At 56.9% G+C, this 26,168-nt stretch carries 19 protein-coding genes and 1 pseudogene; 11 read left to right on the forward strand and 9 right to left on the reverse strand.

Annotated features, from left to right (window positions below):
* Positions 1-118: 118 nt before the first annotated feature.
* Together QN378_RS15200 and QN378_RS15205 are read right to left on the reverse strand one after the other, a co-directional pair.
* A complete protein-coding gene (locus QN378_RS15200) occupies positions 119-652 on the reverse strand; it encodes a GNAT family protein (protein ID WP_322206681.1) in 534 nt (177 codons plus the stop codon).
* A 195-nt stretch (positions 653-847) separates the two neighbouring features.
* Entirely contained in the window at positions 848-1,462 is a 615-nt protein-coding gene (locus QN378_RS15205; protein WP_322206682.1) for an FMN-dependent NADH-azoreductase, read from the reverse strand.
* A 140-nt stretch (positions 1,463-1,602) separates the two neighbouring features.
* On the opposite strand from QN378_RS15205, the gene QN378_RS15210 reads away from it, so the two are divergent.
* From QN378_RS15210 to recD, 4 genes are all read left to right on the forward strand, one after another.
* Positions 1,603-2,502, forward strand: coding sequence for a LysR family transcriptional regulator (locus tag QN378_RS15210; protein WP_322206683.1), 900 nt, complete (start codon positions 1,603-1,605; stop codon positions 2,500-2,502).
* 292 nt (positions 2,503-2,794) lie between these two features.
* Positions 2,795-6,277: an exodeoxyribonuclease V subunit gamma gene (gene recC, locus QN378_RS15215; protein ID WP_323550835.1), complete on the forward strand. Its 3,483-nt coding sequence runs from the start codon at positions 2,795-2,797 to the stop codon at positions 6,275-6,277.
* Positions 6,274-9,981, forward strand: coding sequence for an exodeoxyribonuclease V subunit beta (gene recB / locus QN378_RS15220; protein ID WP_323550836.1), 3,708 nt, complete (start codon positions 6,274-6,276; stop codon positions 9,979-9,981). Before recC ends, recB begins: the two co-directional genes overlap by 4 nt.
* Complete coding sequence (recD, locus tag QN378_RS15225; protein ID WP_322206686.1) at positions 9,978-12,077, forward strand: exodeoxyribonuclease V subunit alpha; 2,100 nt, start codon at positions 9,978-9,980, stop codon at positions 12,075-12,077. Before recB ends, recD begins: the two co-directional genes overlap by 4 nt.
* A 34-nt stretch (positions 12,078-12,111) precedes the next feature.
* Here the strand turns inward: recD and QN378_RS15230 are convergent, their stop codons facing one another.
* The 5 genes from QN378_RS15230 to QN378_RS15250 all read right to left on the reverse strand — a co-directional run bounded on the left by QN378_RS15230 (position 12,112) and on the right by QN378_RS15250 (position 17,719).
* On the reverse strand, positions 12,112-13,623 hold the full coding sequence (locus QN378_RS15230; RefSeq protein ID WP_322206687.1) for an amino acid ABC transporter permease/ATP-binding protein: 1,512 nt from the start codon (positions 13,621-13,623) through the stop codon (positions 12,112-12,114).
* A gap of 56 nt (positions 13,624-13,679) precedes the next feature.
* Entirely contained in the window at positions 13,680-14,483 is an 804-nt protein-coding gene (locus QN378_RS15235; protein WP_322206688.1) for an ABC transporter substrate-binding protein, read from the reverse strand.
* Between the two features lie 63 nt (positions 14,484-14,546).
* On the reverse strand, positions 14,547-15,614 hold the full coding sequence (locus tag QN378_RS15240; protein WP_322206690.1) for an isopenicillin N synthase family dioxygenase: 1,068 nt from the start codon (positions 15,612-15,614) through the stop codon (positions 14,547-14,549).
* 13 nt (positions 15,615-15,627) lie between these two features.
* Positions 15,628-16,479 carry a sugar phosphate isomerase/epimerase family protein gene (locus QN378_RS15245; RefSeq protein WP_322206691.1) on the reverse strand — a complete coding sequence of 284 codons (852 nt, stop codon included), beginning with the start codon at positions 16,477-16,479 and terminating at the stop codon, positions 15,628-15,630.
* 289 nt (positions 16,480-16,768) lie between these two features.
* The gene (locus QN378_RS15250; protein WP_322206999.1) at positions 16,769-17,719 is read right to left on the reverse strand and encodes a LysR family transcriptional regulator; all 951 of its coding nucleotides are present in this window, start codon (positions 17,717-17,719) and stop codon (positions 16,769-16,771) included.
* Positions 17,720-17,900: 181 nt separating this feature from the next.
* On the opposite strand from QN378_RS15250, the gene QN378_RS15255 reads away from it, so the two are divergent.
* The 5 genes from QN378_RS15255 (at position 17,901) to QN378_RS15275 (ending at position 23,492) form a co-directional block, all read left to right on the forward strand.
* Positions 17,901-19,229, forward strand: a complete 1,329-nt coding sequence (locus QN378_RS15255; protein ID WP_322206692.1) for an MFS transporter — start codon at positions 17,901-17,903, stop codon at positions 19,227-19,229.
* 75 nt (positions 19,230-19,304) lie between these two features.
* Entirely contained in the window at positions 19,305-20,843 is a 1,539-nt protein-coding gene (locus tag QN378_RS15260; protein ID WP_323550837.1) for a CoA-acylating methylmalonate-semialdehyde dehydrogenase, read from the forward strand.
* 104 nt (positions 20,844-20,947) lie between these two features.
* On the forward strand, positions 20,948-21,835 hold the full coding sequence (mmsB, locus tag QN378_RS15265; RefSeq protein WP_323550838.1) for a 3-hydroxyisobutyrate dehydrogenase: 888 nt from the start codon (positions 20,948-20,950) through the stop codon (positions 21,833-21,835).
* A gap of 109 nt (positions 21,836-21,944) precedes the next feature.
* Entirely contained in the window at positions 21,945-23,252 is a 1,308-nt protein-coding gene (locus QN378_RS15270) for a HAMP domain-containing sensor histidine kinase (RefSeq protein WP_322207000.1), read from the forward strand.
* 78 nt (positions 23,253-23,330) lie between these two features.
* Positions 23,331-23,492: a hypothetical protein gene (locus QN378_RS15275; protein ID WP_323550839.1), complete on the forward strand. Its 162-nt coding sequence runs from the start codon at positions 23,331-23,333 to the stop codon at positions 23,490-23,492.
* 58 nt (positions 23,493-23,550) lie between these two features.
* On the opposite strand, the gene QN378_RS15280 is transcribed toward QN378_RS15275, so the two are convergent.
* A complete protein-coding gene (locus QN378_RS15280) occupies positions 23,551-23,895 on the reverse strand; it encodes a cupin domain-containing protein (RefSeq protein ID WP_297831243.1) in 345 nt (114 codons plus the stop codon).
* 167 nt (positions 23,896-24,062) lie between these two features.
* A complete protein-coding gene (locus QN378_RS15285; RefSeq protein WP_322206696.1) occupies positions 24,063-24,956 on the reverse strand; it encodes a LysR family transcriptional regulator in 894 nt (297 codons plus the stop codon).
* A 96-nt stretch (positions 24,957-25,052) separates the two neighbouring features.
* On the opposite strand from QN378_RS15285, the gene QN378_RS15290 reads away from it, so the two are divergent.
* Both QN378_RS15290 and QN378_RS15295 read left to right on the forward strand, forming a co-directional pair.
* Positions 25,053-25,814, forward strand: coding sequence for a sulfite exporter TauE/SafE family protein (locus QN378_RS15290; protein ID WP_323550840.1), 762 nt, complete (start codon positions 25,053-25,055; stop codon positions 25,812-25,814).
* Positions 25,815-25,855: 41 nt separating this feature from the next.
* A pseudogene (locus QN378_RS15295) lies at positions 25,856-26,096 on the forward strand (LysR substrate-binding domain-containing protein); the annotation flags it as partial.
* Between the last annotated feature and the right edge of the window lie 72 nt (positions 26,097-26,168).

Raw genomic sequence — 26,168 nt, forward strand, 5'->3', positions numbered from 1 at the left:
CCAATCCATAAAAAAACCACCATAAAGGTGGTTTTTGACTGCTTCCGAATTCAGTCGCCCCGATATTCGCAGCCACTAGGACATGAGCGATACCTGCCAATCAAAAATGAAGGGTGCATTAGTTTTCGCAGTTAGTGCTTCGAAGATCGTGCCACATATGCACTTTTGAAACGAACCGCCGCCCTACTGCTACCGCCAAAGGTTCTACTCCAAAAAGCTTGAACCCCATTCGTTCATAGAGCCCTTGCGCACCCCTATTACCTTCGGTGACGGTGAGCTGAACGAGCAAAAGCTGAGGCTGAGATTTCGCAAAAGCCAAGACAGTGCGTAGCAGTTCATATCCGATGCCTTTCTCTCGATGAGCGAGTGGAACGTACATTCCGAAGAGCGTGGATTTGTGGTTGGCCTTTCTTCTTTTCTCAACAGAAAGGCCGACGACGCCAAGCAAATCCAAGCCCTCAAATGCAGCGAATACGACATCGGCAGCATCAGATCCAATATCCAGCCTTTTCTCCCACCAGCCGATGGACAAGGCTTCGCGCTCTTCGACATCTGAAGTAAAAGCATCGGGATGAAGACGGTAAGCCTCAAGCATCAGCGCTCGATATGCAGATGCATGATCCGGGATCAGTCGCTGAATCAACGTAGTCATAAGGGCGCATCTCATAATCGTGTAACGATTTTTCGTTTTGAAGGCCAACGCGACAGAGGCTGCGGTGCTCAGTCTCCAACAAATTGGCCATATGCGGTGGGGGAGGCCAATATTTTACTGCCGGGGTTCAAGTGTATGCCCACATATCCTGGGGAGTTACAAAAGCAGAATCGTATGAACCAGGAAAAATGCTGCCTAAGCTAGCGATTTCTGAATTTGATGATCAAAGGTATCGAGAAAATCGCACATGGTGATTTCTCCGAGATCTACAGCTTTAGCGCCGCCGGCAGCAATAAAGGTGACATCGGTGATGCCTAGGACGTTTAGGATCAGTTCTAAATATTGGGTAGCAATGTCACGGTCTCTAATGGGGGAGTCGCTGGTGTATACGCCTCCAGAGGCGAGCAGCACCGTCGCTTTTTTACCAGTCACCAGCCCTTTGCCATCAAGGCCTAAAGTCAGGCCTTTACGTACTACGTGATCCACCCAAGCCTTAAGCGCCGCGGGGACGTTGTAGTTGTAGACCGGCGTTGAAATAACCAAGTGATCGGTTTCGAGCAACTCGGCGGCAAGCTCATCGGATAGCTGCAACACGGTTTTCATTTCAGGCGAATGTTGGGTTTCAGGGGTGAAGTAAGCTTGCAGCCAAGAAGCCGTCACGAATGCAAGCGGGGTGGCCGTTAGATCCCGCACCTTGACGGTTCCTCTAGGGTTCGCTGCTTCCCACGCCTTCACGAATCGGCGAGTGAGCTGCCGGGAGATTGAAGCATCTCCACGTGAGCTGGTTTCTATCGTGAGTAGTCTGGACATCAAAGTAACTCCGGCGCCGTGACACGGCAGCATGTTTTTGCGTTGTCGCTTTAAGCGATGTGCGACACACTCTACTCAAAGAGATCTCTAGGCAGGAGTGATGTAAATATGATCGAGTCCATCTATATAAGTGATGGGTCATGATCGGAAATCTCAGTCTGGATCAGTTGCGGATACTTGCGACCATTGCGGATACAGGCAGTTTTTCGGCAACGGGGCGTCATCTGCGGCGTGCCCAATCGGCCATTAGTCAGTCGATTGCCACGCTTGAGTCAGTTCAAGGGGTGACGCTGTTTGATCGCAGCGGTCATCGTCCAACTCTCACCGAGGTGGGCAGAGTGCTAGTGGTTCAAGCACGCGCAGTGCTGGCAAGCGCCGCCCAGTTTGAAGCGATGGCAGCAAGTACGGCGGCAGGGGTCGAGCCGGAACTGGCTCTTGCCATAGACCCTTTAGTCCCCAGTGCCCCGCTCATCGAAAGCCTCGGCGCTATTCGCGAAGCTTTTCCTCATCTGGCAGTGAGTTTTTCCACAGAAGGCTTAGGCGGCGCAGAGCGCCGATTGCGCAACGGCGATGCGGCGCTGGCACTTTGTACCTTAATTCCCACGGTCCCAGACGATGTCACCGCACTGCCACTGCTCAGCGTCAACTTGAGGCCAGTAGTAGCCAGCGGGCATCCGCTGGCTAAATTAGGCCGTCGGGCAACAAGTGCAGACTTGACGCCTTATGTGCAATTGGTACTTTCCGATCCGGTATCTCCCGGCGGCCCTAGCTATGGAGTGACAGGCAGTCAGCAGTGGCGGTTTGTAGATTTGGCACGGCGGCTGGACTTTTTGCTCGCCGGGTTCGGTTGGTGCCGAATGCCAGAGCATCTGATTGCGGATCATCTGGCTTCAGGGCGCCTACTGCCGCTTGAGTTGGCCGCCGAGCTTGAGCGCACACCAGACACACTTACGATCTACGCAGCGCATATGCAAAATCGGTCTTTAGGAAAAGCGGGGCGGTGGCTTCTGAATGATCTGACCCGTCGTCTTTGCATCTGAGATACGAGGGCGACTAACGACTGCGGTTCGGTTTTCCAGTTGATCAAAGGGCTGATACGGTTAATCGAACGGGTCGTGCAGAAACTACGAGGGCTGTGATCTTCTGTGCGCTTTCGTAAGCCATGATGTGATGTCTACCCGCTTGCGGATATCTACCCCTTTTACGGCGTTATCGGTCACGCCAATATGGCAATCCTCATCACATCGCCTTAAGGTTCGGCCATCAGGTTTAATCAATTCATGAGCCGTCCTCACGCGACACTCGCTGACGGTATCAGTCAAGGAAGCAGCTATGCCGGTTACACCGACGCTCATTGCTGGATTCATGGTTGTCCATGGCAACCGACTGGACGTATTGCGCAGTCTGGTCGTTTCCTGGATGCGCCGTTATCCGCTGGCCCCGCTGGAGAATGAAATTGCCTTGGTACAAAGCAACGGCATTGCCCAGTGGTTGAAGCTCGCGTTAGCTGAAGATCCCCAGGAAGGCGACCTTGGCGGCTGCGGCATCTCTGCGGCGATAGACGTTCAACTGCCAGGAAGTTTCATGTGGCAACTGTACCGAATAGTGCTAGGTCGCGATGAAATTCCGGCAGCCTCGCTGTTGGACAAAGCCCCGCTGACGTGGCGCTTAATGCGATTGCTACCGTCGCTGATTGATCAGCCACATTTCGAACCCTTACAGCGCTTCCTCACGGCCGATACCGATTTGCGAAAGCGCTATCAACTGTCCGAGCGCTTGGCAGACTTGTTCGACCAATACCAGGTCTACCGAGCAGACTGGCTGGAAGACTGGGCGGCAGGCCGGCACCAGTTACGTAACGGTCGGGGAGAGGCTAAAGCCTTGACCCCCGCCAACTGCTGGCAAGCCGAATTGTGGCGTGCGCTATTGCTGGACGTTGGTGAAGAAGGCATGGGCCAGAGCCGGGCGGGCGTTCATCAGCGCTTTATCGAACGCATAAATACTCTGACCGAAGCGCCTGCTGGATTACCCTCGCGGGTCATCGTTTTCGGCATTTCCTCCCTGCCTGCCCAAGCGCTAGAAGCACTGGCCGGTCTGGCCAAATTCAGCCAGGTGTTGCTCTGCGTACATAACCCTTGTCGTCACCATTGGGCAGACATCGTCGCCGATAAAGACTTATTGCGGCACCAATACAAACGTCAGACGCGCAAAGCTGGAATGCCAGTCGTGCTGGACCCTGAAGCATTGCATCAACATGCCCATCCGCTGCTTGCGGCCTGGGGCAAGCAAGGCCGCGACTATATCAATCTGCTCGACAGCTACGACGACCCAAACAGCTATCGCGCAGCGTTCAGGGATGGGCGTATCGACTTGTTCAGTGAGAGCGAACCGCACACGCTCTTGAACCAACTCCAGGACGACATACTGGAGTTGCGCCCACTCAATGAGACCCGCGCGCTCTGGCCAGCTGTTGATCCCGCCCATGACCGTTCAATCCGTTTCCACGTTGCCCACAGCGCGCAACGTGAAGTCGAAATTCTTCACGATCAGTTACTGGCTCGCTTCAGTGCAAACGCCAATCTACGGCCCAGAGATGTCATCGTCATGGTCCCGGACATCGACAGCTATGCTCCCCACATTCGAGCGGTGTTCGGCCAGCTTGAGCGCGATGATCGACGCTTTATTCCCTTCACGCTTGCCGACCAAGGCCAGCGCGGTCGCGAGCCCTTGTTAATTGCGGTCGAACATCTGCTGAAAATTCCCGACAGCCGCTTCCCCGTCAGTGAGATTCTCGATCTTCTCGATGTCCCGGCATTGCGCGCCCGTTTCGGTGTTGAAGAGCGTGACCTCGTCACCCTGCATCGCTGGATCGAAGGTGCAGGTGTTCGCTGGGGGCTTAATGCTCAGCAGCGCGCCGGTCTCGGTTTGCCCGATGAGCTGGAACAAAACAGCTGGCATTTTGGCCTGCGTAGAATGTTGCTCGGCTATGCAGTGGGAGCAGGCGCGGCCTTTGATGGCATCGAACCCTATGACGAGATTGGCGGATTGGATGCTGCATTGATTGGTCCGCTGGTTGCTCTGATTGATGCCTTGCAGGTCGCGCACACCGAGCTTTCAATGCCGGCGACCCCGCAGGTGTGGGGCATGCGCATGCAGGCCTTGGTGCAGTTGTTCTTCAGGTCTGACAGTGAGCATGACGACTACTTGCTTGGCCAGCTTGAGCAACTCCGAGAAACCTGGCTGGAAACTTGCGAAACGGTCGGCTTGCTCGACGAGCTGCCGCTGACCGTTGTTCGTGAAGCGTGGCTAGCGGGCCTTGATCAAGGTCGCCTGTCGCAGCGCTTTTTGGCGGGCTCGGTGAATTTCTGCACGCTGATGCCGATGCGCGCTATTCCGTTCAAGCTGGTGTGCCTGCTGGGCATGAATGACGGCGACTACCCGCGCGCACAACCGCCGCTGGACTTCGATCTGATGGGCAGTGACTATCGCCCCGGAGACCGCTCGCGCCGGGAAGATGACCGATATTTACTGTTGGAAGCCCTACTCTCGGCCCGCGATCAGCTGTATATCAGCTGGGTCGGTCGCAGCATTCGCGACAACAGTGCGCGTCCGGCGTCGGTGTTGATTGGTCAGCTTCGCGATCACCTCGCCAGCGGTTGGACGCTGGAAGACGCCGTTCAACCTGAAGACACACAGAAACGCGATCCCGGCCAACAGCTGCTCCACGCGCTCACCCTCGAACATCCGCTACAGCCATTCAGCGCCCAGTACTTTCATCAAGACACCGGTTTTTTCAGTTACGCCCGTGAATGGCAGATGCTCCACCAGCCTCAAACCGTCGTGAAAGAATCCCTGTCGCTGCCCGAGTATGAGCAGGGCGAGCCCCTAAGCCTCCTGCAACTTCAGGATTTTTTGCGCAACCCGGTTCGCCACTTTTTCAGCCAGCGCTTGAAGATTTATTTCGAAGTGGCCCAAGCGCCGCTGGCTGATGAAGAGCCTTTTGTACTCGATGCGCTTGAGCGCTACAGCCTCAGCGAAAGTTTGCTCGGCGCCGCATTGACGTGCCCCGAGCAGGTGAGTGAGGCCTTAACCGCCCAAGCCCGAAGGTTGCAAGGCAGTGGACTACTGCCCATGGCCGGTTTCGGTACGAGCTTGCAAGAGGAGTTGATCGAGCCGTTGCCGGACCTGCTTCAGCGTTACCAGGATTTGCTGGTCCGCTGGCCCCGGCCGTTGAGCAGCGCGCTGCCAGTCAGCTTCATCCATAAAAAAATAAGTCTCGACGGCTGGTTGAGTGGTCTGCATCAAAACAACAACGGCGATTTGCTGGCCGTAACCGCGATCCCCAACGCCATCGGTTCGGAGAAGACCCGTAAATGGCATCGGTTGACGCGGCCGTGGGTGGTGCATCTGGTGGCCTGCGCCTGCGATCTGCCACTGAGTACCGCTGTGGTTGCCAGCGATGAAACGCTCTTATTGGCGCCGCTCGAGAAACAGTCCGCCATAAAAGCGCTTACCTATTTGTTAATGGCCTGGCAAACCGGCATGCAACGACCGTTGCCCGTTGCGGTTAAAACCGCATTCGCCTGGCTTGGCCAGCGTGATGAAAGCAAAGCCGAGGCCGCAGCCTGCAAAGCCTACGAAGGCGACGGCGTGAACACCGATGGTGAGCGACGGGAAAGTACCGCGCTGGCCCGCCAGTTCACGGATTTCGCTGCACTGACCGACAGCGAAGAGTTTGTCGGCTGGTGTGATGCCCTGTATCGACCTCTCTACGAAGCCGCTTGGCAATCCCTGTCCACCGAGGCCAGCGCATGAACGCCGACCAACCGCAGCAACCCACCGGCTCGCTGGCCCTGCGTTTCCCGTTGCACGGCAGCCAACTGATTGAAGCCAGCGCCGGCACCGGTAAAACTTTCACCATTTCTGCGCTGTACCTACGGCTGGTGCTCGGACACGGGGGGGTCTCAGGTTTCGGCCGCGAGCTATTACCGCCGCAAATTCTGGTCGTCACCTTCACCGACGCCGCCACCAAGGAGCTGCGTGACCGAATCCGCACCCGGTTGGCCGAAGCCGCCCGTTACTTTCGCAATGAAATTGCATCGCCCGACGGGCTTATAGCCGAGTTGCGTGACCAGTTCACCCCCGAACAGTGGCCGGCCTGCGCCAGCCGCCTGGACATCGCCGCACAGTGGATGGACGAAGCGGCCGTCTCGACCATTCACAGTTGGTGCCAGCGCATGCTGCGCGAACACGCGTTCGACAGCGGCAGCTTGTTCACCCAAACCCTGGAAACCGATCACAGCGAATTACTCAGCGAAGTCTTGCGCGATTATTGGCGGCGTTTCTGCTACCCCATGTCGGGAGATGCGCTGAAGTGGGTCCGTGCCCATTGGGGCGGACCCGCGACACTGCTGCCTCGGGTCCGCGCCCTGTTTGGCAGCGACCGAAATACAACGACCCAAGAACCCGCCGAACTCATCACGGCTGCCCTTGAAGAGCGCAAACAAGCGCTGCGTGCGCTGAAGTTTCCATGGACTAATTGGGCCGCCGAACTCCACGTTATTTGTCTCGACGGCGTCGCCTGCAAAGTGGTCGACGGCCGCAAGATGCAAGAGCGCTATTTCAGACCGTGGTTTGAAAAGCTCATCGCTTGGGCTGCCGATGAGGATCAGGAGGATTTGGACCTTGGCACCGGCTTCACTCGGCTCACCCCGGATGGCTTCGCCGAAGCGTGGAAAGGGCAAGCGCCCTCACACCCTGCCCTGGAAGCCATGCTGGTACTCCAAGCCAGTCTCGACACGCTGCCCACGCCGGATGCCGTCGTGCTCGAACACGCCGCGCAATGGGTGGGCCAGCGTTTTGAAGAGGAGAAGCGCCGGCGTGCGGAAATGGGTTTCGACGACATGCTGCTGCGGCTGGAAGCTGCGCTGCGCAGCACTGGCGGGGAGCGTTTGGCGACGTTGATTCGTGAGCAGTTTCCGGTAGCGTTGATCGATGAATTTCAAGACACTGACCCCGTGCAGTACCGGATTTTCGACAGTATTTACCGCCTCGAAGAAAACGACCCTGAGACTGGATTGTTCCTGATCGGTGACCCGAAGCAGGCGATCTACGCTTTCCGGGGTGCCGATATTTATACTTACCTGCGCGCACGGATCGCGACCACCGGCCGCTTGCACACCCTCGGCACAAACTTCCGCTCAAGTCACGCCATGGTCGATGCGGTTAATCATGTGTTCAACCTGGCAGAGCAACGTCCCACCGAGCGCGGTGCGTTTTTATTCCGGGACGGTGAGAACAATCAGGTGCCCTTTACCTCGGTCGCGGCCCAAGGGCGCAAAGAAATATTTACCGTAGAAGCGCAGCCAGTTGCTGCGCTGAACATCTGGCAATTACAAAGCGAGCAACCCCTGTCCGGCGCAATCTACCGGCAACAACTGGCGGCTACCTGCGCCAGTGAAATTGCCCAGTTGCTCATCAAGGGCCAGCAAGGCCATGCCGGTTTCGCGCATGCAGGTGAAACGGTACGCGGTCTGTTGCCAGCTGATATCGCGATCCTGGTGCGTGACGGTAAAGAAGCGCAGGCCGTGCGCGGCGAGTTATCGGCCCGAGGTGTGCGCAGCGTTTACCTGTCAGACAAAGACTCAGTATTTGCCGCTCAAGAAGCCCACGACTTGCTGGCCTGGCTCAAGGCCTGTGCCGAGCCGGACTCCGAGCGCTCCGTGCGTGGGGCCTTGGCCTGCATCACGTTGAACCTGTCGCTGGCTGAGCTTGAGCGCCTGAACCAAGACGAGTTGGCTTGGGAAGCGCGGGTAATGCAGTTTCGTGGTTATCGCACCATCTGGCGCACCCAAGGCGTGCTGCCGATGCTGCGGCGATTGCTCCACGACTTCCAACTGCCCCAAGCGCTGATCAGCCGCAGCGACGGCGAACGTATCCTCACTAACTTGCTGCACCTTTCTGAACTGATGCAGCAAGCCGCCGCCGAATTGGACGGCGAGCAAGCGCTCATCCGTCATCTCGGCGAGCACTTGGCATTGTCCGGCCAGGCGGGCGAAGAGCAAATCCTGCGGCTGGAAAGCGACGAGCAGTTGGTTAAAGTCGTGACCATCCACAAGTCCAAGGGACTGGAATATCCCTTGGTCTTTCTGCCTTTCATTTGCTCGTCAAAGCCGGTAGATGGCAGTCGATTGCCGCTGCACTTTCACGACGCCGATGGCAACGCGCACATCAGCCTGAAACCCACCGCCGTCTTGATCGAACAGTCCGACGACGAACGTCTGGCCGAAGATTTACGACTGTTATACGTAGCCCTGACTCGGGCTCAATACGCTTGCTACCTCGGCGTGACAGACCTCAAGCGCGGGAACAACAGCCATTCGGTACTGCACCGTTCGGCGCTGGGGTATTTGCTCGGCGGTGGAGTTTCGCTGGCTGAATCGGCGGCGCTCGCGATATGGCTACGGGACTTGGCAGAGGGCTGCACCGCGGTGAATGTCATGCCGCTGCCCATGCCTACCGCTGACACCTTCAGCCCGCCGCGCAACGACGCAATATTACTCAAGCCGCGTCAGCCAAAACGACGCGCCGCTGAGAACTGGTGGATCGCTTCTTACAGCGCGTTGCGTATCGGCGACACCATTACCGATGGCGACGAATCCCCAGACAGCCCGCAAGCGCAAAAGCTATTTGACGACGAACGACTCGACCCCGATGCCCCTCGCGAAGTATTGGTCAGCGGCGGTGATATCCACCGATTCCCACGTGGGCCCAATCCCGGGACTTTTCTCCATGGCTTGTTGGAATGGGCCGGAGTTGAAGGTTTTGCCGTGGTTGCAGCCCATCCGCTCAAGCTGGAAAAAGCTGTCGGCAGTCGCTGCAATCGTCGGGGTTGGGAAGGCTGGATTCCTACGTTGACCGATTGGATGCAGCACCTGCTGACGATGCCGCTGCGTTTGGCTGCGAACGAGCCACCGGTGTCATTAAGCGCCTTGGACCAGCCACACCAGTACCGCATCGAAATGGAGTTCTGGTTCGCCTGCCACAAAGTCGACGTGGCGCAAATGGACGCCCTGGTCCGGCGCTATACCCATAACGGCGCACCTCGGGCCAAGGCGGAAACCTTCTCGCTCAACGGCATGTTCAAGGGCTTTATCGACCTAACGTTCGAGCACCAAGGGCGTTATTACGTAGCCGATTACAAATCCAACTGGCTCGGCCCAGACGACGATGCCTACACCGAACACAACATGATCGCTTCGATTCTGGAAAACCGTTACGACCTGCAATACGTCCTCTACCTGCTGGCCTTGCATCGCCAGCTCAAGGCACGCTTGGCCGATTACGACTATGACCAGCACATGGGCGGCGCTGTGTATTTGTTCTTGCGCGGCAGTCGAGCGCCGAGTCAGGGCCTCTACTTCACCCGCCCGCCACGTGAACTGATTGAAGGTCTCGACCTGCTGTTTCAAGGCCAAACAATGCTTCAAGAAGATGCGCTGTCAGGAGAGCCCGCATGAGTCGCTCATTCGCCGAATTATTACCCACTGCGTTAGACGCGCAGAGTCTGTCGTCGCTCACCCCCCTGAGTCGAGTCGACGACCTGCTGTTGCTGTTGGAGCGTTGGGTCGAGCGCGGTTGGTTGCGCGCCTTGGACCGGGCATTTGTGGCGTTCCTCAGTGAGTTGGACCCGCAGGCTGACTCATTGGTATTGCTGGCGGCAGCGTTGACCAGCCATCAATTGGGCCATGGGCATGTGTGCCTGGACCTGTATGAAACCCTGAAAGAACCGGATTTCGCGCTGTCGTTGCCACCCGAAGGCGATGCGCAAATGGGTCCGATGCTACTGCCATCGCAACTACTGGAGGCATTGGACGGTAGCGATTGGTATGACGCCTTGGCCGCGAGTGCCTTGGTGGCACAAGCCGATGATCACAGCGAAGCGGCGGCGCAAAAACCGTTGGTGTTGTCGGATCGACGTTTGTATTTGCGCCGCTATTGGAGCTACGAACGGCGCATCGACAGCGCTTTGCGTCAACGTCTGGCGCAGCAGGACGCGGCACCGCAGGATTTGGCGCAACGGCTCGACGCGTTGTTTGGTAAAGCCAACCCTGCCCCTGACGCCCTGATCGATTGGCAAAAACTGGCGTGTGCGGTGGCGACACGCGGCGCCTTCAGCATCGTCACGGGTGGCCCCGGCACCGGTAAAACCACCACCGTGGTGCGTTTGCTGGCATTGCTGCAAGCCCCTGCCGTAGAGAGCGGGCAACCGTTGCGCATTCGTCTGGCGGCGCCCACCGGAAAAGCAGCGGCACGGCTGACTGAATCCATCAGCCATCAAGTTCAGTCGTTGGACGTGACAGAAGCCGTTCGACAGAAAATTCCCAGCGACGTCGCCACCGTGCACCGCTTGTTAGGCAGTCGTCCGGGCACTCGGCACTTTCGTCATCACGCCGGTAACCTGCTGCCGCTGGATGTGTTAGTGGTCGATGAAGCGTCGATGATCGACCTGGAAATGATGGCCAACCTGCTGGACGCATTGCCGCCCCACGCGCGATTGATTTTGCTCGGCGACAAAGACCAACTGGCCTCTGTAGAAGCGGGCGCGGTATTGGGCGATCTGTGTCGTGATGCCGAAACAGGCCGATACAGCCCGCAAACCCAAACATGGCTACAAGCGGTCAGCGGCGAAGACTTGGGCCGCAGCGGTCTGCAACAGGGTGACGCCCTGCAATTTCCATTGGCGCAACAAGTGGTAATGCTGCGGCACTCGCGGCGTTTTGTGCAAGGCAGCGGCATTGGTCAATTGTCCCGGCTGGTCAATCAACAGCAAGCGGGGGAAGCACGGGCCTTGCTCGCGGCACGGACCCACAAAGATCTTTTTGCGCTGGGCTTGAAAGGCGAGCAGGACCACGCATTTGAGCGCGTGTTGATCGAAGGGCACAGTCAAGGCACCGAAGGGCCGCAAGGTTATCGGTATTACTTGGGTCTGCTGGCGGATCAACGCCCGGCCGCGAGCGCTGCCCTTGAAGACCCCTGCTGGACACTCTGGGCGCGTTCAGTGCTGGAAGCGTTCGATTCGTTTCAGTTGTTGTGTGCCGTGCGCAAGGGACCATGGGGTGTTGAAGGATTGAACCAGCGCATCCCCCATGCGCTGTTCAACGCGGGGCTGATCGAAAGCGCCCAGCACTGGTACGAAGGCCGCCCGGTGCTGATGACGCGTAACGACTATGGGTTGGGGTTGATGAACGGCGACATAGGGATCACCCTGCGCCTGCCCGAGCGCGATGGCGTTGAGCCCAGCCGCCACGTATTGCGCGTTGCATTTCCCCGTAACGACGGCAGCGGCGGTGTGCGTTTTGTCCTGCCAAGCCGTTTGAATGACGTCGAAACCGTGTACGCCATGACCGTGCATAAATCCCAAGGCTCGGAATTTGCCCACACTGCGCTGATCCTTCCGGAAGTGCTGAACCCGGTGCTGACCAAGGAATTGATCTACACCGGTATCACCCGCGCAAAACACTGGTTCAGCCTCATCGAACCTCGCCCCGGCGTGTTCGAAGACGCCATCAAGCGCAAGGTCAAGCGGCTTAGCGGGTTGATGCTGGGTTTGTAACCACTGACGCATAAATCCGCTGAAAGGGTGTCCATCAATGCACCAACCCCATAAATCTGCGCACCCGATCCCCAGCGTCGTGTGCGCGGATCACTTGCGGCGCGGCGTCCACTTGAATATTGCCGTCCTCCATAAAAATCACCCGATCAGAGATCGACATCGCGAACTCCATTTCATGGGTGACGATGAGCATGGTCATGCCTTCTTTTGCCAGATCGCGAATGACGTTTAGCACGTCGCCCACCAACTCGGGATCAAGTGCCGAAGTGGGTTCATCAAACAGCATGATCTGTGGGTCCATTGCCAGCGCACGGGCGATGGCCACCCGCTGCTGCTGGCCACCGGACAATTGATGCGGGTACTTATGGGCATGAGCCAGCAGCCCGACCTTATCCAGTAGCGCGTAGGCGCGTTGCTCGCTTTCGTCTCGGTCTTGCCCGTGGTAGCGCGGCGCCAGGGTGATGTTGTCGAGAATGGTGCGGTGCGGGAACAGATTGAAGTTTTGAAACACCATTCCAATCCGCTGCACGCCCTGGCGAATTTGTAGGCTGTTAGGGTTGTCGCCTGCATGAATAAAGCTTTCGCCGAACAGAATAATCTCGCCCTGATCAATACTTTCCAAGCCGTTGATGGTGCGTATCAACGACGTCTTGCCTGAGCCGGACGGGCCAATAATAGAAATCACTTGCCCGGCGCGAACGTCCAGATCGATGCCTTGAAGCACATCATGCTGGCCGTAACTTTTATGGATGTTATTTAACTGCAACGCAGGCGCCGCACCGGGGCCGACATGCGAACGAACCAACGACGGCTGGGCGGTTAAATTCCCTCTCAGCGCGCTCAATCCGTACTCATCCAGTGTCTGAGGCGTGCGGTTGTTCATTTCCAGGTACTGTTCAAATCGCTGCAACAGCCAGCCAAATACCGTGACGATCAGCACGTAATACACCGCCACGGCGGACAAGGTTTCCATCACCAGAAAGTTTGTCGCGTAGAGACGTTGGCCCACTGTGAGAATTTCGGTTAGCGAAATCACCGACACCAGCGAGGTTAGCTTGACCACGGTGATGTATTCGTTGATCAGCGTCGGCAGGGAAATCCGAAACGCCTGTGGGATAACCACCAACCGCTGCAAACCGATCAGGCCGACACCCAGTGCGCGCCCGGCCTCCTTTTGGCCCTTGGCCACCGAAATCAACCCCCCACGATGGATCTCTGCCATGTACGCCGCCTCGGTCACGATCAAGGCGAACAGGCCGGAATAGAAGGGGTTCGATAACACCTCACGGGTAACCGGAAACAGCTGCGGCAGGTTGTAAACGAATACCACCAGCACCAACAACGGGACGCTGCGGAAGAACCAGATATAAATCGCCGCCGGTATGCGCAACCAGCGCGAAGTCGAAAGCTTGGCCGAGGCCAGCAGAAACCCGAGCACCATGCCGATGAACCAGCCTAATGCGCTGAGTTCGATAACGGTGATGCACGCTTCCCAAAAATCCGACACAGAAAACAAAGAAAAAAAGTAGGGCCATTCGAATTGCATGCACACCTCAAGCTGCCGGCTTCGTGGGAAGCCGGCGGGTCAAACGGGGAGAAGAATCAGTTGCTCGGTTCTTCGAGGTTGTATTTCTTCAACAGGGCGGCGTATTCACCGGATTTCTTGCTGTCATCGAAGGCTGTCAGCAACGCTTTATACAGCTCTTCATTTCCTTTTTTGACGAAGATGCCCAAGGTTTGTTGGTAGATGGAATGTTCGGTGCTGACCATCACCCGGCCTTTGGTGTGTTCGGCGATCATGCCGGCCGCCCCGTCGATTTCAACCTGAGCCTGAACGTTGCCGGATAGCAGCGCTTGGGTCACTTCCGGTGCCGACGGAAATTCGCTGACTGCGATGGCGCCCTTGTGGTTCGGCACACAGTAGTCAGTAGACAGCTTGTTGAATTGGGCTACCCAAGTTGTGCCCTTTTCCAGGCCGACTTTAAGACCGCAGAGGTCTTCCGGGACTTTCGGTTTAACCGTGCTGTCTTTGAGCACCATGATCGCTGCGCCGGTCTTGGCATAAGCAATGGTTTGAGCTTGAGTCTGACGTTCCGGGGTGATGTACATCCCGGAAATGATCGCGTCGTAATGGCCAGAGTTCAGGCCGAGGATCAGGCTAGGAAACTTGGTGTCGACGAAATCAGTCTTGAGGCCCATGTGTTTGCCCAGCATTGTGGACAGCTCAGGGTCCGAGCCTACGACGTTCTTGTCTTTGTCATACGACTCAAACGGCGGGTAGGTAATTTCCATGCCCACCTTGAACTGGCCAGGTGTCACGGTCGCTGCTGCTTGCGCCACGGTCGCGCCGAGGAGGGCGACGGCCAATACGGTCAAGCGAACGGCAGTGTTGTTCTTGTTGCGCATCGTCGGTGACTCCACAGTAGGAAAGGAACTGCATTGATCAAATGAATCGTTAAGGCACTGCATTTACGGCGCGTCCGGGGTCTGGTTTTTCAAATGCCCGAAACTCGAGGGTTTACGGGCTTTTTCCGGCAGGATGATTTCGCCGTTTTCCACCCGCTTGCGTAAGTACTGATAGGTTTGCAGCGCTTGGCCGAACATGTGCTCACCGATGGCGATTTCCTCGTAATCCTTGCCGGCCTGCGCAAAACTGGGCAGCGGCTTGATCTGCGTGTGGAAGTCGCAGGCGTAGAACAACGGAAAAGAATACCGCTCCTGACTCACTGTTCTAACCCGATGAGCCGTTGCAACGAACGTACCAGCGGTCATCACCTCAAGCATGTCGCCAATGTTCACCACTAAGGCGCCTTCCACGGGCGGCGCGTCGATCCATTGGCCTTGATCGTTCATCACTTCAAGGCCCGGCTGATCGGCGAGCAATATCGTGAAGCACTCGTAGTCGGTGTGCGCACCAATACCGGGCGCGTCTTGAGCGGTGTCGTCGAATGGGTAATGGATCAAGCGCAGTTTCGATGGCGGGCGCGTCACCATCGCATCGAAATAGCCCTCTTCCAGGCCCAATGCCAGTGCGAAGCCGTCGAACAACCGGCGGCCCAGGGCAAAGATCGCCGCGTAATAGGCTTGCACCGATTCCTTGAAATTGGGCAGCAGCGGCCACTCGTTAGGGCCAAGCAATGGCGTGTTGGCCAGCACCAAAGGGTCATCGGCGGGCACTTCGAACCCGACATCGAAGGCTTCTTTGTGATCCGGCTTGCCCTTGGCGTACACCTCTTCACCTTCGGGAACGAAGCCTTTATGGGTTTTCGAGGTGCCGATGTAATGCTGCATCTTGGTCTCGAAAGACTGATCGAAAAAGTCCTTGGCGGCTTGATACAGTCCCTTGATCAACCGCGCTTCGATGCCGTGGTTCTTGATGTACAGAAATCCGACGTCACGGGCCGCGGCGCCCAGTTTTTCGGCCACTGCTTGACGCTCTTCAAGGTCGGCGCTGAACAGCCCGGCAATGTCCACCATCGGGATGCTGTTGAAGTTAGCGGCCAGCGAGGGCGCTGCTTTGGGTAACAATTCAGGCATGGAAAAGCGCTCCTTAATGGCGAGACGAATGAGTAAAACGTTTGAAATGCTCGCGTTCGGCGTGGGCCATCCACACGTTGAGCGACCACAGATCGGCCACTGGAACGTTGGTAAATGGCAGATTGTGCAAATAGCCGTCGGCGCCAAACTCGGGGGTCAACGTGCTGACCTGATAGCCACGCGCTTGTTGTGAACGCCAGATCGCTTCCCAGTGGTGTTGATGGAAAGCCAACTCTTTGGCGTATTCCGGCGCGGCGGGGTGAGGGACTTGCGGGCCTTGGTCATACCCGACCCGAGCCTGAATGTGATGGACCCGCTCAACGAAGGCGCTCAGGTCGTCCTCGGGATCGTCGAGCAAGCGTTCGCAGGTGACGATCCAGTGGCTGATGTCGCTGGTGAACCGCAAATCGGGCAATTGGCGAATCAGTTCGAGGGTGACCCAGGGGTTGAACAACGACCGCGAGCGGTGGGTTTCAAAGCTGCACACCTGGCCGTGTTTACGCGCCAGCTCCAGTGCGCGGCCGAAAAAGTCTACCTGTTGCGGCAACTGCCAGCGGTCATTACCGGCCAGCACATTGACGAAACGCGGCGACAGCTCTGCGGCCCAAGCGAGTTTTTTGTCGAGATCCTGAAGGTGTTCGTCGACCGGCGCGGCTTGCTCGGGCAACACGTTATAAGCGGTGAACACGCTGCTGATGTAGCCCAGCCGATTGGCCCGCAGAAACGCGGCAAAATCCGCTCGTTCGCGGGCTTCCAGTGGAAGGCGCGCTTCGATGCCGTCAAAACCGGCTTCGAGCAGCTCCTCCAATGCTTGGACCTTACTGGCGGTATAGCCCCAAAGCGTTCGGAATATTTCCAGTTTCATCAACGACCTCAAAGATTCCTCGGGCTACGGCACAGCACGACAACGGCAAGACCGGGTCGGGCAACGGGGGGCAGCAGCAGAAAGAGGTAATCCTTGGGCCGAATCTCTGGGGTTTCGGTCCCGTGTGAGAATGATCTTAGGTGGAGGGCGGGACCGGGAAGAATAGGAAAGCTCAAATCGATAGTTCAGAGATTTATAAACTAACTGCGTCGATGACTACTACAGAACTACCCGAACCGCGCCGGTCCCACAGACGCGGTCATATTTACCCTCCCTGAATCCTTGCAGACTACTCCGAAGCAAACACCATTCCCTTAGTTTCCCCCAGCAACAGCGGGCGGTTCTGCTCAGTTACCACGCGGATGTAATCCCACAACAAGGTAATCCGCTTTAACTTCCGCAGATCCTCGCGGCAGTACATCCAAAACTGCCGCGTGATATTCACCTCATCTTCCAACACCGGCAGTAGCCGCGAATCTTGCGCGGCAAGAAAACACGGCAGTATCGCCAGCGACCGGCCTTGCAGCGCGGCGACGTATTGGGCGATGACGCTGGTGCTGCGCAGGTTGGCGCTGGCGCCGGGCAGCAGGTTGCTCAGGTACAGCAACTCAGAGCTGAACGCCAAGTCATCGACGTAACTGATGAACGAATGATTAGCCAAATCAGCGCTGCGTTTGATCGGCGCATGGCTGTCGAGATAATCCTGAGTCGCGTAGAGCCGCAGGCTGTAATCGCACAGCTTGCAGCACACATAAGGTCCATGTTCCGGGCGCTCCAGCGCGATCACGATGTCGGCCTCGCGTTTGGACAAACTGATGAAGTGCGGCAACGGCAGAATATCCACTGATATCGCCGGGTAAGCGTCGAGGAAATGAGTCAGCTGCGGGGTGATGAAAAAGCTACCAAAGCCTTCGGTGCAGCCCATTCGAATATGTCCGGACAGTGCCACGCCAGAGCCTGAAACTTGCTCGCACGCCAAGTGCAGCGTACTTTCAATCGACTCGGCATACCCCAGCAAACGCTGGCCTTCGGCGGTCAAAATGAAGCCGTTACTGCGGGACTTCTCGAACAGCAATGTGCCCAGTGCCGCTTCCAGAGAATTGATCCGTCGCGACACCGTGGTGTAGTCCACCGCCAACCGTTTGGCCGCAGCGCTAGCCTTGCGGGTGCGGGCGACTTCCAGGAAGAACTTGAGGTCGTCCCAGTTCAGTAGGTTTAACGACGTGATGTTATTTTGCATGTTGATCCGGTTTTTATGTGCGTTCTGGTTAGATGTTTGCACATCTATACTCCAAAACATGCCCTCGACCAAATTCAGGATCAGCGGCTCAGGAGACCTAATCAGCAAGGCCGCTCACCCCATTGCTAAACGAAGCTACATGCCATAACACCCTGCACAAAAATAATAAGCGGAGGAGTTTATGAAGAACGCTACAACTGTGGGCGCAGGTTCCGTCGGCGCCAACCCTGCAAAAAAGGTCGCATCCTATCGGCTCGCCGGCATGGCAAGCATGGCCGGTACCACCATCGAGTGGTATGACTTTTTCCTCTACGGCACGGCTGCCGCGCTGATCTTCGGCAAAATATTTTTCCCCGCACTGGACCCCATCACTGGAGTGTTGGCGGCTTTCGCCACCTACGCCGTGGGCTTTCTCGGTCGGCCGTTGGGCGGGATTATTTTTGGCCATTTCGGTGACCGCATCGGGCGTAAATCCATGCTGTTGCTCACGCTGATGATGATGGGGATTCCGACCATCGTAATCGGGCTGATCCCCTCCTACGATCAAATCGGCTATTGGTCCGCGTTGATCCTGGTGCTGATGCGCTTTCTACAAGGTATGGCGGTCGGGGGCGAATGGGGCGGAGCTGTGCTGATGGCGGTCGAACATGCCCCCGAAGGCAAAAAAGGCTTTTATGGCAGCCTGCCGCAGACCGGTGTCGGTGCGGGCTTAGTCTTGGCGTCGTTGGCCATGGGCCTGGTCGCTAAACTGCCTGAAGCGGATATGCTCTCTTGGGGCTGGCGCCTGCCGTTTGTTGCCAGCGTGGTCTTGCTGGGCATCGGTTGGTTGATCCGCCTAAAAGTGCCCGAATCCCCTGCGTTCGAAAAAATAAAAGCGCAGAACACGGCGGTCAAAGTCCCGCTGTTTCAGGTTTTGCGCAAACACCCACGGGAAACCTTGACGATTATCGGAGCCCGCACGGCAGAGAACGCCTGGTTCTACATGTCAGTAACCTTTGCCTTGGCCTACGCTGCCAACCAATTGCAGATCCCCCGGGCCGATGTGCTCAACGCGATTACCTGTGGAGCGGTGTTGTCGCTGTTCACCATGCCGTTTTGCGGCTACCTCTCGGACAAAGTAGGCCAGCGCCGCTTGTACTTCGCCGGGCTGTTATTGCTCTGCGCGTTTATCTATCCGTTTTTCGCCATGCTCGAAACCCGCGAGCCTGTATGGGTCTGGTGGGCAATGGTGCTGGCGGTCGGGGTGGTCTTCCCGATCATGTATGCCCCTGAATCGCTGTTGTTCGCCCGGCAGTTTCCGGCGGAAATTCGTTACAGCGGCATCTCGGTGTCCGTGCAACTGGCCGGCGTGTTGGGTGGCGGATTCGCGCCGATGATCGCCACCAAATTGCTGACTTACGCCGACGGCAGCCCGCATTACGTCATCGTCTACCTCCTTGGCATGGCCGTGATCGCGCTGTTCTGTACTGCACTGATGAAACCCGATCCGGCGCGGTATCACGCACCCTGAATAGATCTAAAACAAACGGCTTGATCTGAATTTTTCGCTGCCCCTACTGGGCCGTTCGAATACTGGAGAACTTGAATGAACGCTTTGCAGAGTCTTTCAATCAACAACACATCCGGCGCTGTTGCCCGAGTCAAACTGCTGATCGCGGGTGAGTGGGTCGATTCGAAAACCAATGAATGGCGCGACATTGTTAACCCGGCGACCCAAGAAGTCTTGGCGCAAGTGCCGTTCGCGACTGAAGCCGAAGTGAACGCCGCCGTCGCTGCCGCGAAGCAGGCGTTCCAAACCTGGCGCCATACGCCTATCGGTGCGCGGATGCGCATCATGCTCAAGCTTCAGGCGTTGATCCGTGAACACTCCAAGCGCATCGCTATGGTGCTGAGCGCCGAGCAGGGCAAGACCATAGCGGATGCCGAAGGCGACATTTTTCGCGGCCTGGAAGTGGTCGAGCATGCGTGCTCCATCGGCACCCTGCAGATGGGCGAATTCTCGGAAAACGTCGCAGGCGGAGTCGATACCTACACGCTGCGTCAACCTATAGGTGTCTGCGCCGGAATCACCCCGTTCAACTTCCCGGCGATGATTCCGTTGTGGATGTTCCCGATGGCCATCGCCTGCGGCAACACCTTCGTGCTTAAACCTTCTGAGCAAGATCCGATGTCGACCATGTTGCTGGTTGCATTGGCGGTAGAGGCGGGCATACCGGCTGGCGTGCTCAACGTGGTCCACGGCGGCAAGCAAGTGGTGGATGGAATTTGCACCCATAAAGACATCAAAGCTGTGTCATTCGTTGGATCCACCGAAGTGGGCACCCACGTGTACAACCTCGCTGGTCAACACGGCAAGCGCGTGCAATCGATGATGGGCGCGAAAAACCACGCTGTGGTTTTGGCTGATGCCAACCGCGAGCAAACTCTTAACGCGTTAGTGGGCGCGGGCTTCGGCGCTGCGGGTCAACGCTGCATGGCCACCTCAGTGGTGGTGTTGGTAGGCGCGGCTAAACAATGGCTGCCGGACCTCAAAGCCCTGGCGCAAAAACTCACGGTGAATGCCGGTAGCGAAGCGGGCACCGATGTTGGGCCGTTGATTTCCAAACGCGCTAAAGAGCGTGTGTTGAGCTTGATCGAAAGTGGGGTCCGCGAGGGCGCCAAGCTTGAACTGGATGGTCGCGGTGTCTCAGTGCCGGGTTTCGAAGATGGCAATTTTGTTGGGCCGACCCTATTTTCCGGCGTGACCACGCAGATGCAGATCTACACCCAGGAAATCTTCGGCCCGGTATTGGTGGTGCTGGAAGTCGAGACCCTTGATCAGGCAATTGCCTTGGTCAACGCCAACCCTTACGGCAACGGTACTGGCCTGTTTACCCAAAGCGGCGCAGCGGCACGCAAGTTTCAGAATGAGATCGATGTCGGACAGGTCGGGATCAATATTCCGATTCCTGTGCCAGTGCCTTATTTCAGCTTCACCGGCTCGCGCGGTTCGAAACTCGGCGACTTGGGTCCGTATGGCAAGCAAGTGGTGCAGTTCTACACCCAGACCAAAACGGTCACCAGTCGCTGGTTTGATGATGACAGCGTGAACGATGGCGTCAACACCACCATTAATCTGCGCTAAGTCATTGCCTGTAAAAGCCAGCGTGTGGGCGAGGGAAAATATGCGGCGGTTCAGATATGCCGGTTCGCCAACAAGTAGGCATCTACAGACTAAGGAGAATAACCATGAAAATCGCATTCATCGGCCTGGGCAACATGGGCGCGCCCATGGCGCGCAATCTGATCAAAGCTGGCCATTCACTGAATCTGTTTGACCTTAATAAAACTGTGTTGGCGGAACTCGGCGCGTTAGGTGCCACCATCAGCGCATCTCCCAAGGACGCATCCCAGGGCGTCGAGTTGGTGATCACCATGCTTCCCGCCGCGGCCCATGTGCGCAGCGTTTACCTAAACGAAGACGGCGTGCTGGCCGGGATTGGCCGTGGTGTACCCGCTGTGGATTGCAGCACGATTGATCCGCAGACCATCCGCGAGGTGGCGGCGGCAGCGGCCAAACAAGGCGTGGTTCTCGGCGATGCGCCGGTGTCGGGCGGCACTGGGGGGGCTCAGGCCGGGACACTCACCTTTATGGTCGGTGCCAGCCCACAGCATTTCGAAATGCTAAGGCCGGTCTTGGCGCAGATGGGTAAAAACATCGTTCATTGCGGTGACATTGGCACTGGGCAAATTGCCAAAATCTGCAACAACATGCTCTTGGGTATCTCCATGATCGGCGTCGCCGAGGCTATGGCTTTGGGCAATACCCTGGGGATCGATACCGGCATTTTGGCCGGCATTATCAACAGTTCGACCGGGCGCTGCTGGAGCTCTGAAGTCTACAATCCCTGGCCGGGTATCGTGGAAACTGCCCCGGCATCGCGTGGCTATACCGGAGGTTTTGGAGCAGAACTGATGCTTAAGGATTTGGGCCTGGCAACCGAAGCCGCAAGGGTCGCCCATCAACCGGTGATTCTTGGCGCTGTCGCGCAGCAGCTTTACCAGGCCATGAGCTTACGGGGTGAGGGCGGTAAGGATTTCTCGGCCATCATTGAGTCCTATCGTAAACCTGAATAAAACGCGGAGTTTGAAGGCCCTCAATAGGCGGGTATCATCCGCCTATTGGTCTCGATTCCGATGCCTTCTTGTGTGTGTGCCCCGAATGTCGTTGAAGTTCTGGAAATCGATGGACATCAAGCACAGCTTGAAGCAAAGGATCGTGGTGGTCTTTTCGCTGATGAGTGTGCTGGTGGCTGGGGTATTCGCCGTGGGCATTATCGTGACCGTGCACGTGGTCGAGAAAAGATTGACCACTGCCACACTCGGTCGGGATCTTCATCGGCTGATGGTAATGGACAGCGTTGAAAGCTGGAGCCACAAACCGGAAAAAGAAGAGTTGTTTTATGTCGAGGGCGGCGCCGGTGAACTTGCCATTGTCGGCGATTTAGCCGAGCTGGCGCCGGGCTTCCATGAGGTACACCGCGGCGAAAAAGCTTATTACGCTATGGTCGAGATGGTCAGTGGTCGTCGCTACGTGCTGCTGCGTGACCAGCGCAATTTTGAAAAGCGTGAAAGGATTTTGTTTGGGATCGTATGCGTCGGTTTTATCCTCAGCATCCTTCTGGCAATTTTATTGGGTCGCTTGTTGGCGCGCCGTGTGATGGCACCGGTGGTTAATCTCTCGCGTCAAGTCCGCTACCGCGATCAAATTCTTGAACTTGCCCCCGCCTTATCACCCAACTACGCCCGTGATGAGGTCGGCGAGCTTGCAGTATCGTTCGACGCCACCTTGGGTCGCTTGCGTGCAGCACTGGGTCGCGAAAAACTCTTCACCAGTGACGTCAGTCATGAACTGCGAACGCCGCTAATGGTATTGGCCAGCTCGTGTGAATTGCTGTTGGAAAGTTCTCTGCTTGATGATCGATCCCGTAATCAGGTCAAGCGCATAGCTCGGGCCAGCGCCGGGATGAGTCAGTTGGTTGAAACCTTTTTGATGCTGGCGCGGGTCGAGGGCAACGAAAGTCGACACGGGCCCCGCTCGACGCTGTTAGACGTTGCTGAAGAACTGGTCGATCTGTGGCGCAAGCCCATCGAGGAAAAGGGCTTGCAACTGCTGTTTGATCCGGGCGAAACCTTGCCTACATTGTTCAATGCAACTTTGGTGCATTCGGTGATGGGTAACCTGCTGCGCAACGCTTGGCACTACACAGACGTAGGCTTCATACGCCTAGCGCTGAACCCGCACGGTTTTGCCGTCGAAGACAGCGGTATTGGCATTCCTGAAAGCCTTCACGAAGCCATGTTCCAACCCTTCGTCAGGGGGGATGAACAGCGCGGTGAAGGACTGGGTCTTGGTCTTTCACTGGTACAGCGAATCTGCGAAAACCAGCATTGGACCGTCGCGCTCAGAAGCCTGAAGCCCAGCGGGTGTTGTTTTGAAGTTGTGCTGGATCCGGTTCCGCCTGTAGCCAACGTGTTGGCGAAGAACCCTTGAGGTGTTTGGGGCATACCGCCTCGCGTCGGACAGCCTTGAGATGCCGCTTTACATATCCGCGTGGGCGGCTTACTGCGGGTGACCAGTAGCTTCTACAGCAATTTGATCGAAGGGCAGTTTACTGAGCCGGTCACCCTGGCCCCTTCTGCACCTAAGCGCAGTCGCAAAGAGCTGACAGAGTTGGCCATGACCCATATTGGTGCCCAGGAAGCATTCGAGCGGTTGGTCGAGCTAGGGTAGGTAACAGCGGCAATGGCGGATGGGTCTCCGCCATGTGCTTTGACCTGCAATCGAGCTATCAAGCAAAAACAAAATACTTCCTGACCGTCTCAACCACTTCCCAAATCCCTTTCATGCCCGGCTCAACGATAAAGATATCGCCCGCACGTAAGTGAATAGGCTCCATGCCGTCCGGCGTGATGATGCAGTAACCTTCTTGAAAGTGGCAGTATTCCCACTTCACATAGTCCACGCGCCATTTGCCTGGAGTGCAGATCCAGGTGCCCATGATTTTGCTGCCGTCTTCAGAAGTGTAAGCGTTGAGGTTGACGGTGTGCGGATCACCTTCAAGCTTCTCCCATTTGCAGGCGTCAAGCACGGGCAGCGGGTGAGTATCGCGAAGGACGGTAATCGGCGTAGACATGGCAACTCCAGAAGGTAGGCGCGCGGTTAATAGCGCGCGGATACCATAGGGCGATTGCTTGATGGTCAGTTGTCTGTGCTCGACATCGAGGTATCCAGAAACGCTGAGGGCTACGAACCGACCGCGTCAGGTCGGCGCGTGCTGGGCAAGCCAATCAAGCGCGACGGCTATTCGCTCGGGGTGGTGCTCAAGGCGTCCACTAACATCTTGGCGTACCCCGGCAGTACGGAAAAATCAGTCGCGCATAACAGCAGTTTGCGATCAGCCCATGGGTCGCTCAGCGCAATGCTCCTCACCGCATGGGTGCGCTCGTAACGATCAACCGCAGCGCGCGGTACGATTCCCAGGCCCACGCCACGAGCAACCATACGCATTACCCCGGCAAACCCTTCGGCCCGCGCCCGAATTCGCAAGCGTTTGCCAACATGCAACGCTTGTTCTTCGAGGTAAATCGCTATCGCATTGTTGGCCGTCAAGGCCACATGATCGAAGTCCAGCGTTTGCGCAAAGCAGAGCGATTGATGGATGTTTAGCGGGTGATCAACTGGCATGACCAGTGCCAGCGGGTCATCGCGAAACGGCAGTGTTTGTAGATCACTGGCATCGACAGCGTCAGAAATGATGCCGATGTCTGCCGCGCCTTGACGCACGGCGTGTAGGATTCTCAAGCTTGGGTGTTCTTCCAGATCAACATCGATGGAGGGATGCTTGATCAAAAAATCCCCCAGCAGTTCCGGCAGGTATTCGGTCAGCGCGGAGGTATTGCACAGCATTCGGACCTGGCCTTTGAAGCCCTTGGCATAGTCTGTCAGGCAAAACTGCATACGGTCGACCTGCTGCAGGATCAGTCTTGCATGCCGGGCCATGGCCTTGCCGGCAGGCGTCGCTGTCACGCCGCGTCGTCCTCGCTCCAACAATGGTGTGCCCAATGATCCTTCAAGCGCCCGAATCCGGGCGCTCGCTGAAGCCAACGACAAATGACTGCGGCTGGCACCCGCCGTGATGCTGCTGCTCTCAGTCACATTGAGAAAAAGCCGAAGGTCGATCAGATCGAAGTGCATTTAAGTTCACCCTTGTAAACAGCCTCTGCCTATGCCGGAGGCTAGCTCAAAATATGACAGCTTTTCGCATGCGCTTGGCCGCGACATTATTACGTCATGAATACGCTCATAGAACTTTATCAGCATCTGGGCTGGGCGCTGTCGTTACTGGTGCTCTGTGTTTTTATGACGGCAGGCGTGGTCAAAGGCGTCATCGGCCTTGGCTTGCCAACGGTGGCAATGGGATTGTTGGGCTTGGCTATGGTGCCGGCGCAGGCTGCCGCTTTGCTGATCATTCCGGCGACGGTAACTAATGTTTGGCAGTTGGCGACAGGCGGCCAGTTACGGGCATTGTTCCGGCGGTTATGGACGATGCTGTTATTGATTTTTCTTGGCACCGGCCTGGGTACGCTCTGGTTGGGCGTGGGATCGGACCAGACTATGAACCGCGTGCTAGGCGCGGTCTTGGCGCTGTATGCGCTGAGTGGCTTATTCCTGCCGCCCCTGCATGTTGCACCGCGATTTGAGCGTTGGCTCGGGCCGCTTTGTGGATTGATTACAGGCATTTTGACATCTGCCACCGGATTATTTGCGATGCCTGCCGTGCCTTATTTACAAGCGCTAGGCCTGGACCGCAATCAGTTGGTTCAAGCATTGGGACTATCGTTCACCGTCTCGACGTTGGCATTGGCGGCGGGCCTGTATTGGCGGGGTGCGCTGGGCAGCGGTGAGATGGGCGCCTCATTGCTGGCATTAGTGCCCGCGTTGCTGGGCATGATGCTCGGTCAGTGGTTGCGCCAGCGCATCAGTGCGGCACTGTTCAAGCGGGTGTTTTTCGTTGGAATGGGGTTACTTGGATTGCATCTGTTAATGGCCTAGTCGAATCCTTGCAGCAATACCAGATGATTCGTGCGTGTGGGTCAAATAGCGGAGAAGCCGTGCGTCAGTTAGCCTTAGCCGGGGAGGGCGTTGTTTGCCTATCGCACTTCATGACCGACGAAGACATTCGCCTCAAGCCCTTGTAGGTCATTCTTCCTGAAGCCAACAGCGGTTACCGGCAACCGATTCATGCGGTGCACTACCGAAAACTCGCAATTGGCGCTGCGTATTCAATGTTTTCTCGACTTCCTCCAGAGGAAGCTGGCAAATTACGCCGCCTGAGGCTGAGCCTTTACCGATTATTTACTGCGCCGGGCTCGTTGATTGAGGCCGCTGCGGTTAGGCTGCTCGCTT

This window comes from Pseudomonas sp. 10S5 (genome assembly GCF_035019745.1).
Classification (GTDB): Bacteria; Pseudomonadota; Gammaproteobacteria; order Pseudomonadales; family Pseudomonadaceae; genus Aquipseudomonas.

What these genes read in the sequence shown, in the direction of transcription:
- QN378_RS15200 (WP_322206681.1), bottom strand. Translation starts at nt 652, where the DNA reads ATGACTACGTTGATTCAGCGACTGATCCCGGATCATGCATCTGCATAT.
- QN378_RS15205 (WP_322206682.1), bottom strand. Translation starts at nt 1,462, where the DNA reads ATGTCCAGACTACTCACGATAGAAACCAGCTCACGTGGAGATGCTTCA.
- QN378_RS15210 (WP_322206683.1), top strand. Translation starts at nt 1,603, where the DNA reads ATGATCGGAAATCTCAGTCTGGATCAGTTGCGGATACTTGCGACCATT.
- recC (WP_323550835.1), top strand. Translation starts at nt 2,795, where the DNA reads ATGCCGGTTACACCGACGCTCATTGCTGGATTCATGGTTGTCCATGGC.
- recB (WP_323550836.1), top strand. Translation starts at nt 6,274, where the DNA reads ATGAACGCCGACCAACCGCAGCAACCCACCGGCTCGCTGGCCCTGCGT.
- recD (WP_322206686.1), top strand. Translation starts at nt 9,978, where the DNA reads ATGAGTCGCTCATTCGCCGAATTATTACCCACTGCGTTAGACGCGCAG.
- QN378_RS15230 (WP_322206687.1), bottom strand. Translation starts at nt 13,623, where the DNA reads ATGCAATTCGAATGGCCCTACTTTTTTTCTTTGTTTTCTGTGTCGGAT.
- QN378_RS15235 (WP_322206688.1), bottom strand. Translation starts at nt 14,483, where the DNA reads ATGCGCAACAAGAACAACACTGCCGTTCGCTTGACCGTATTGGCCGTC.
- QN378_RS15240 (WP_322206690.1), bottom strand. Translation starts at nt 15,614, where the DNA reads ATGCCTGAATTGTTACCCAAAGCAGCGCCCTCGCTGGCCGCTAACTTC.
- QN378_RS15245 (WP_322206691.1), bottom strand. Translation starts at nt 16,479, where the DNA reads ATGAAACTGGAAATATTCCGAACGCTTTGGGGCTATACCGCCAGTAAG.
- QN378_RS15250 (WP_322206999.1), bottom strand. Translation starts at nt 17,719, where the DNA reads ATGCAAAATAACATCACGTCGTTAAACCTACTGAACTGGGACGACCTC.
- QN378_RS15255 (WP_322206692.1), top strand. Translation starts at nt 17,901, where the DNA reads ATGAAGAACGCTACAACTGTGGGCGCAGGTTCCGTCGGCGCCAACCCT.
- QN378_RS15260 (WP_323550837.1), top strand. Translation starts at nt 19,305, where the DNA reads ATGAACGCTTTGCAGAGTCTTTCAATCAACAACACATCCGGCGCTGTT.
- mmsB (WP_323550838.1), top strand. Translation starts at nt 20,948, where the DNA reads ATGAAAATCGCATTCATCGGCCTGGGCAACATGGGCGCGCCCATGGCG.
- QN378_RS15270 (WP_322207000.1), top strand. Translation starts at nt 21,945, where the DNA reads ATGGACATCAAGCACAGCTTGAAGCAAAGGATCGTGGTGGTCTTTTCG.
- QN378_RS15280 (WP_297831243.1), bottom strand. Translation starts at nt 23,895, where the DNA reads ATGTCTACGCCGATTACCGTCCTTCGCGATACTCACCCGCTGCCCGTG.
- QN378_RS15285 (WP_322206696.1), bottom strand. Translation starts at nt 24,956, where the DNA reads ATGCACTTCGATCTGATCGACCTTCGGCTTTTTCTCAATGTGACTGAG.
- QN378_RS15290 (WP_323550840.1), top strand. Translation starts at nt 25,053, where the DNA reads ATGAATACGCTCATAGAACTTTATCAGCATCTGGGCTGGGCGCTGTCG.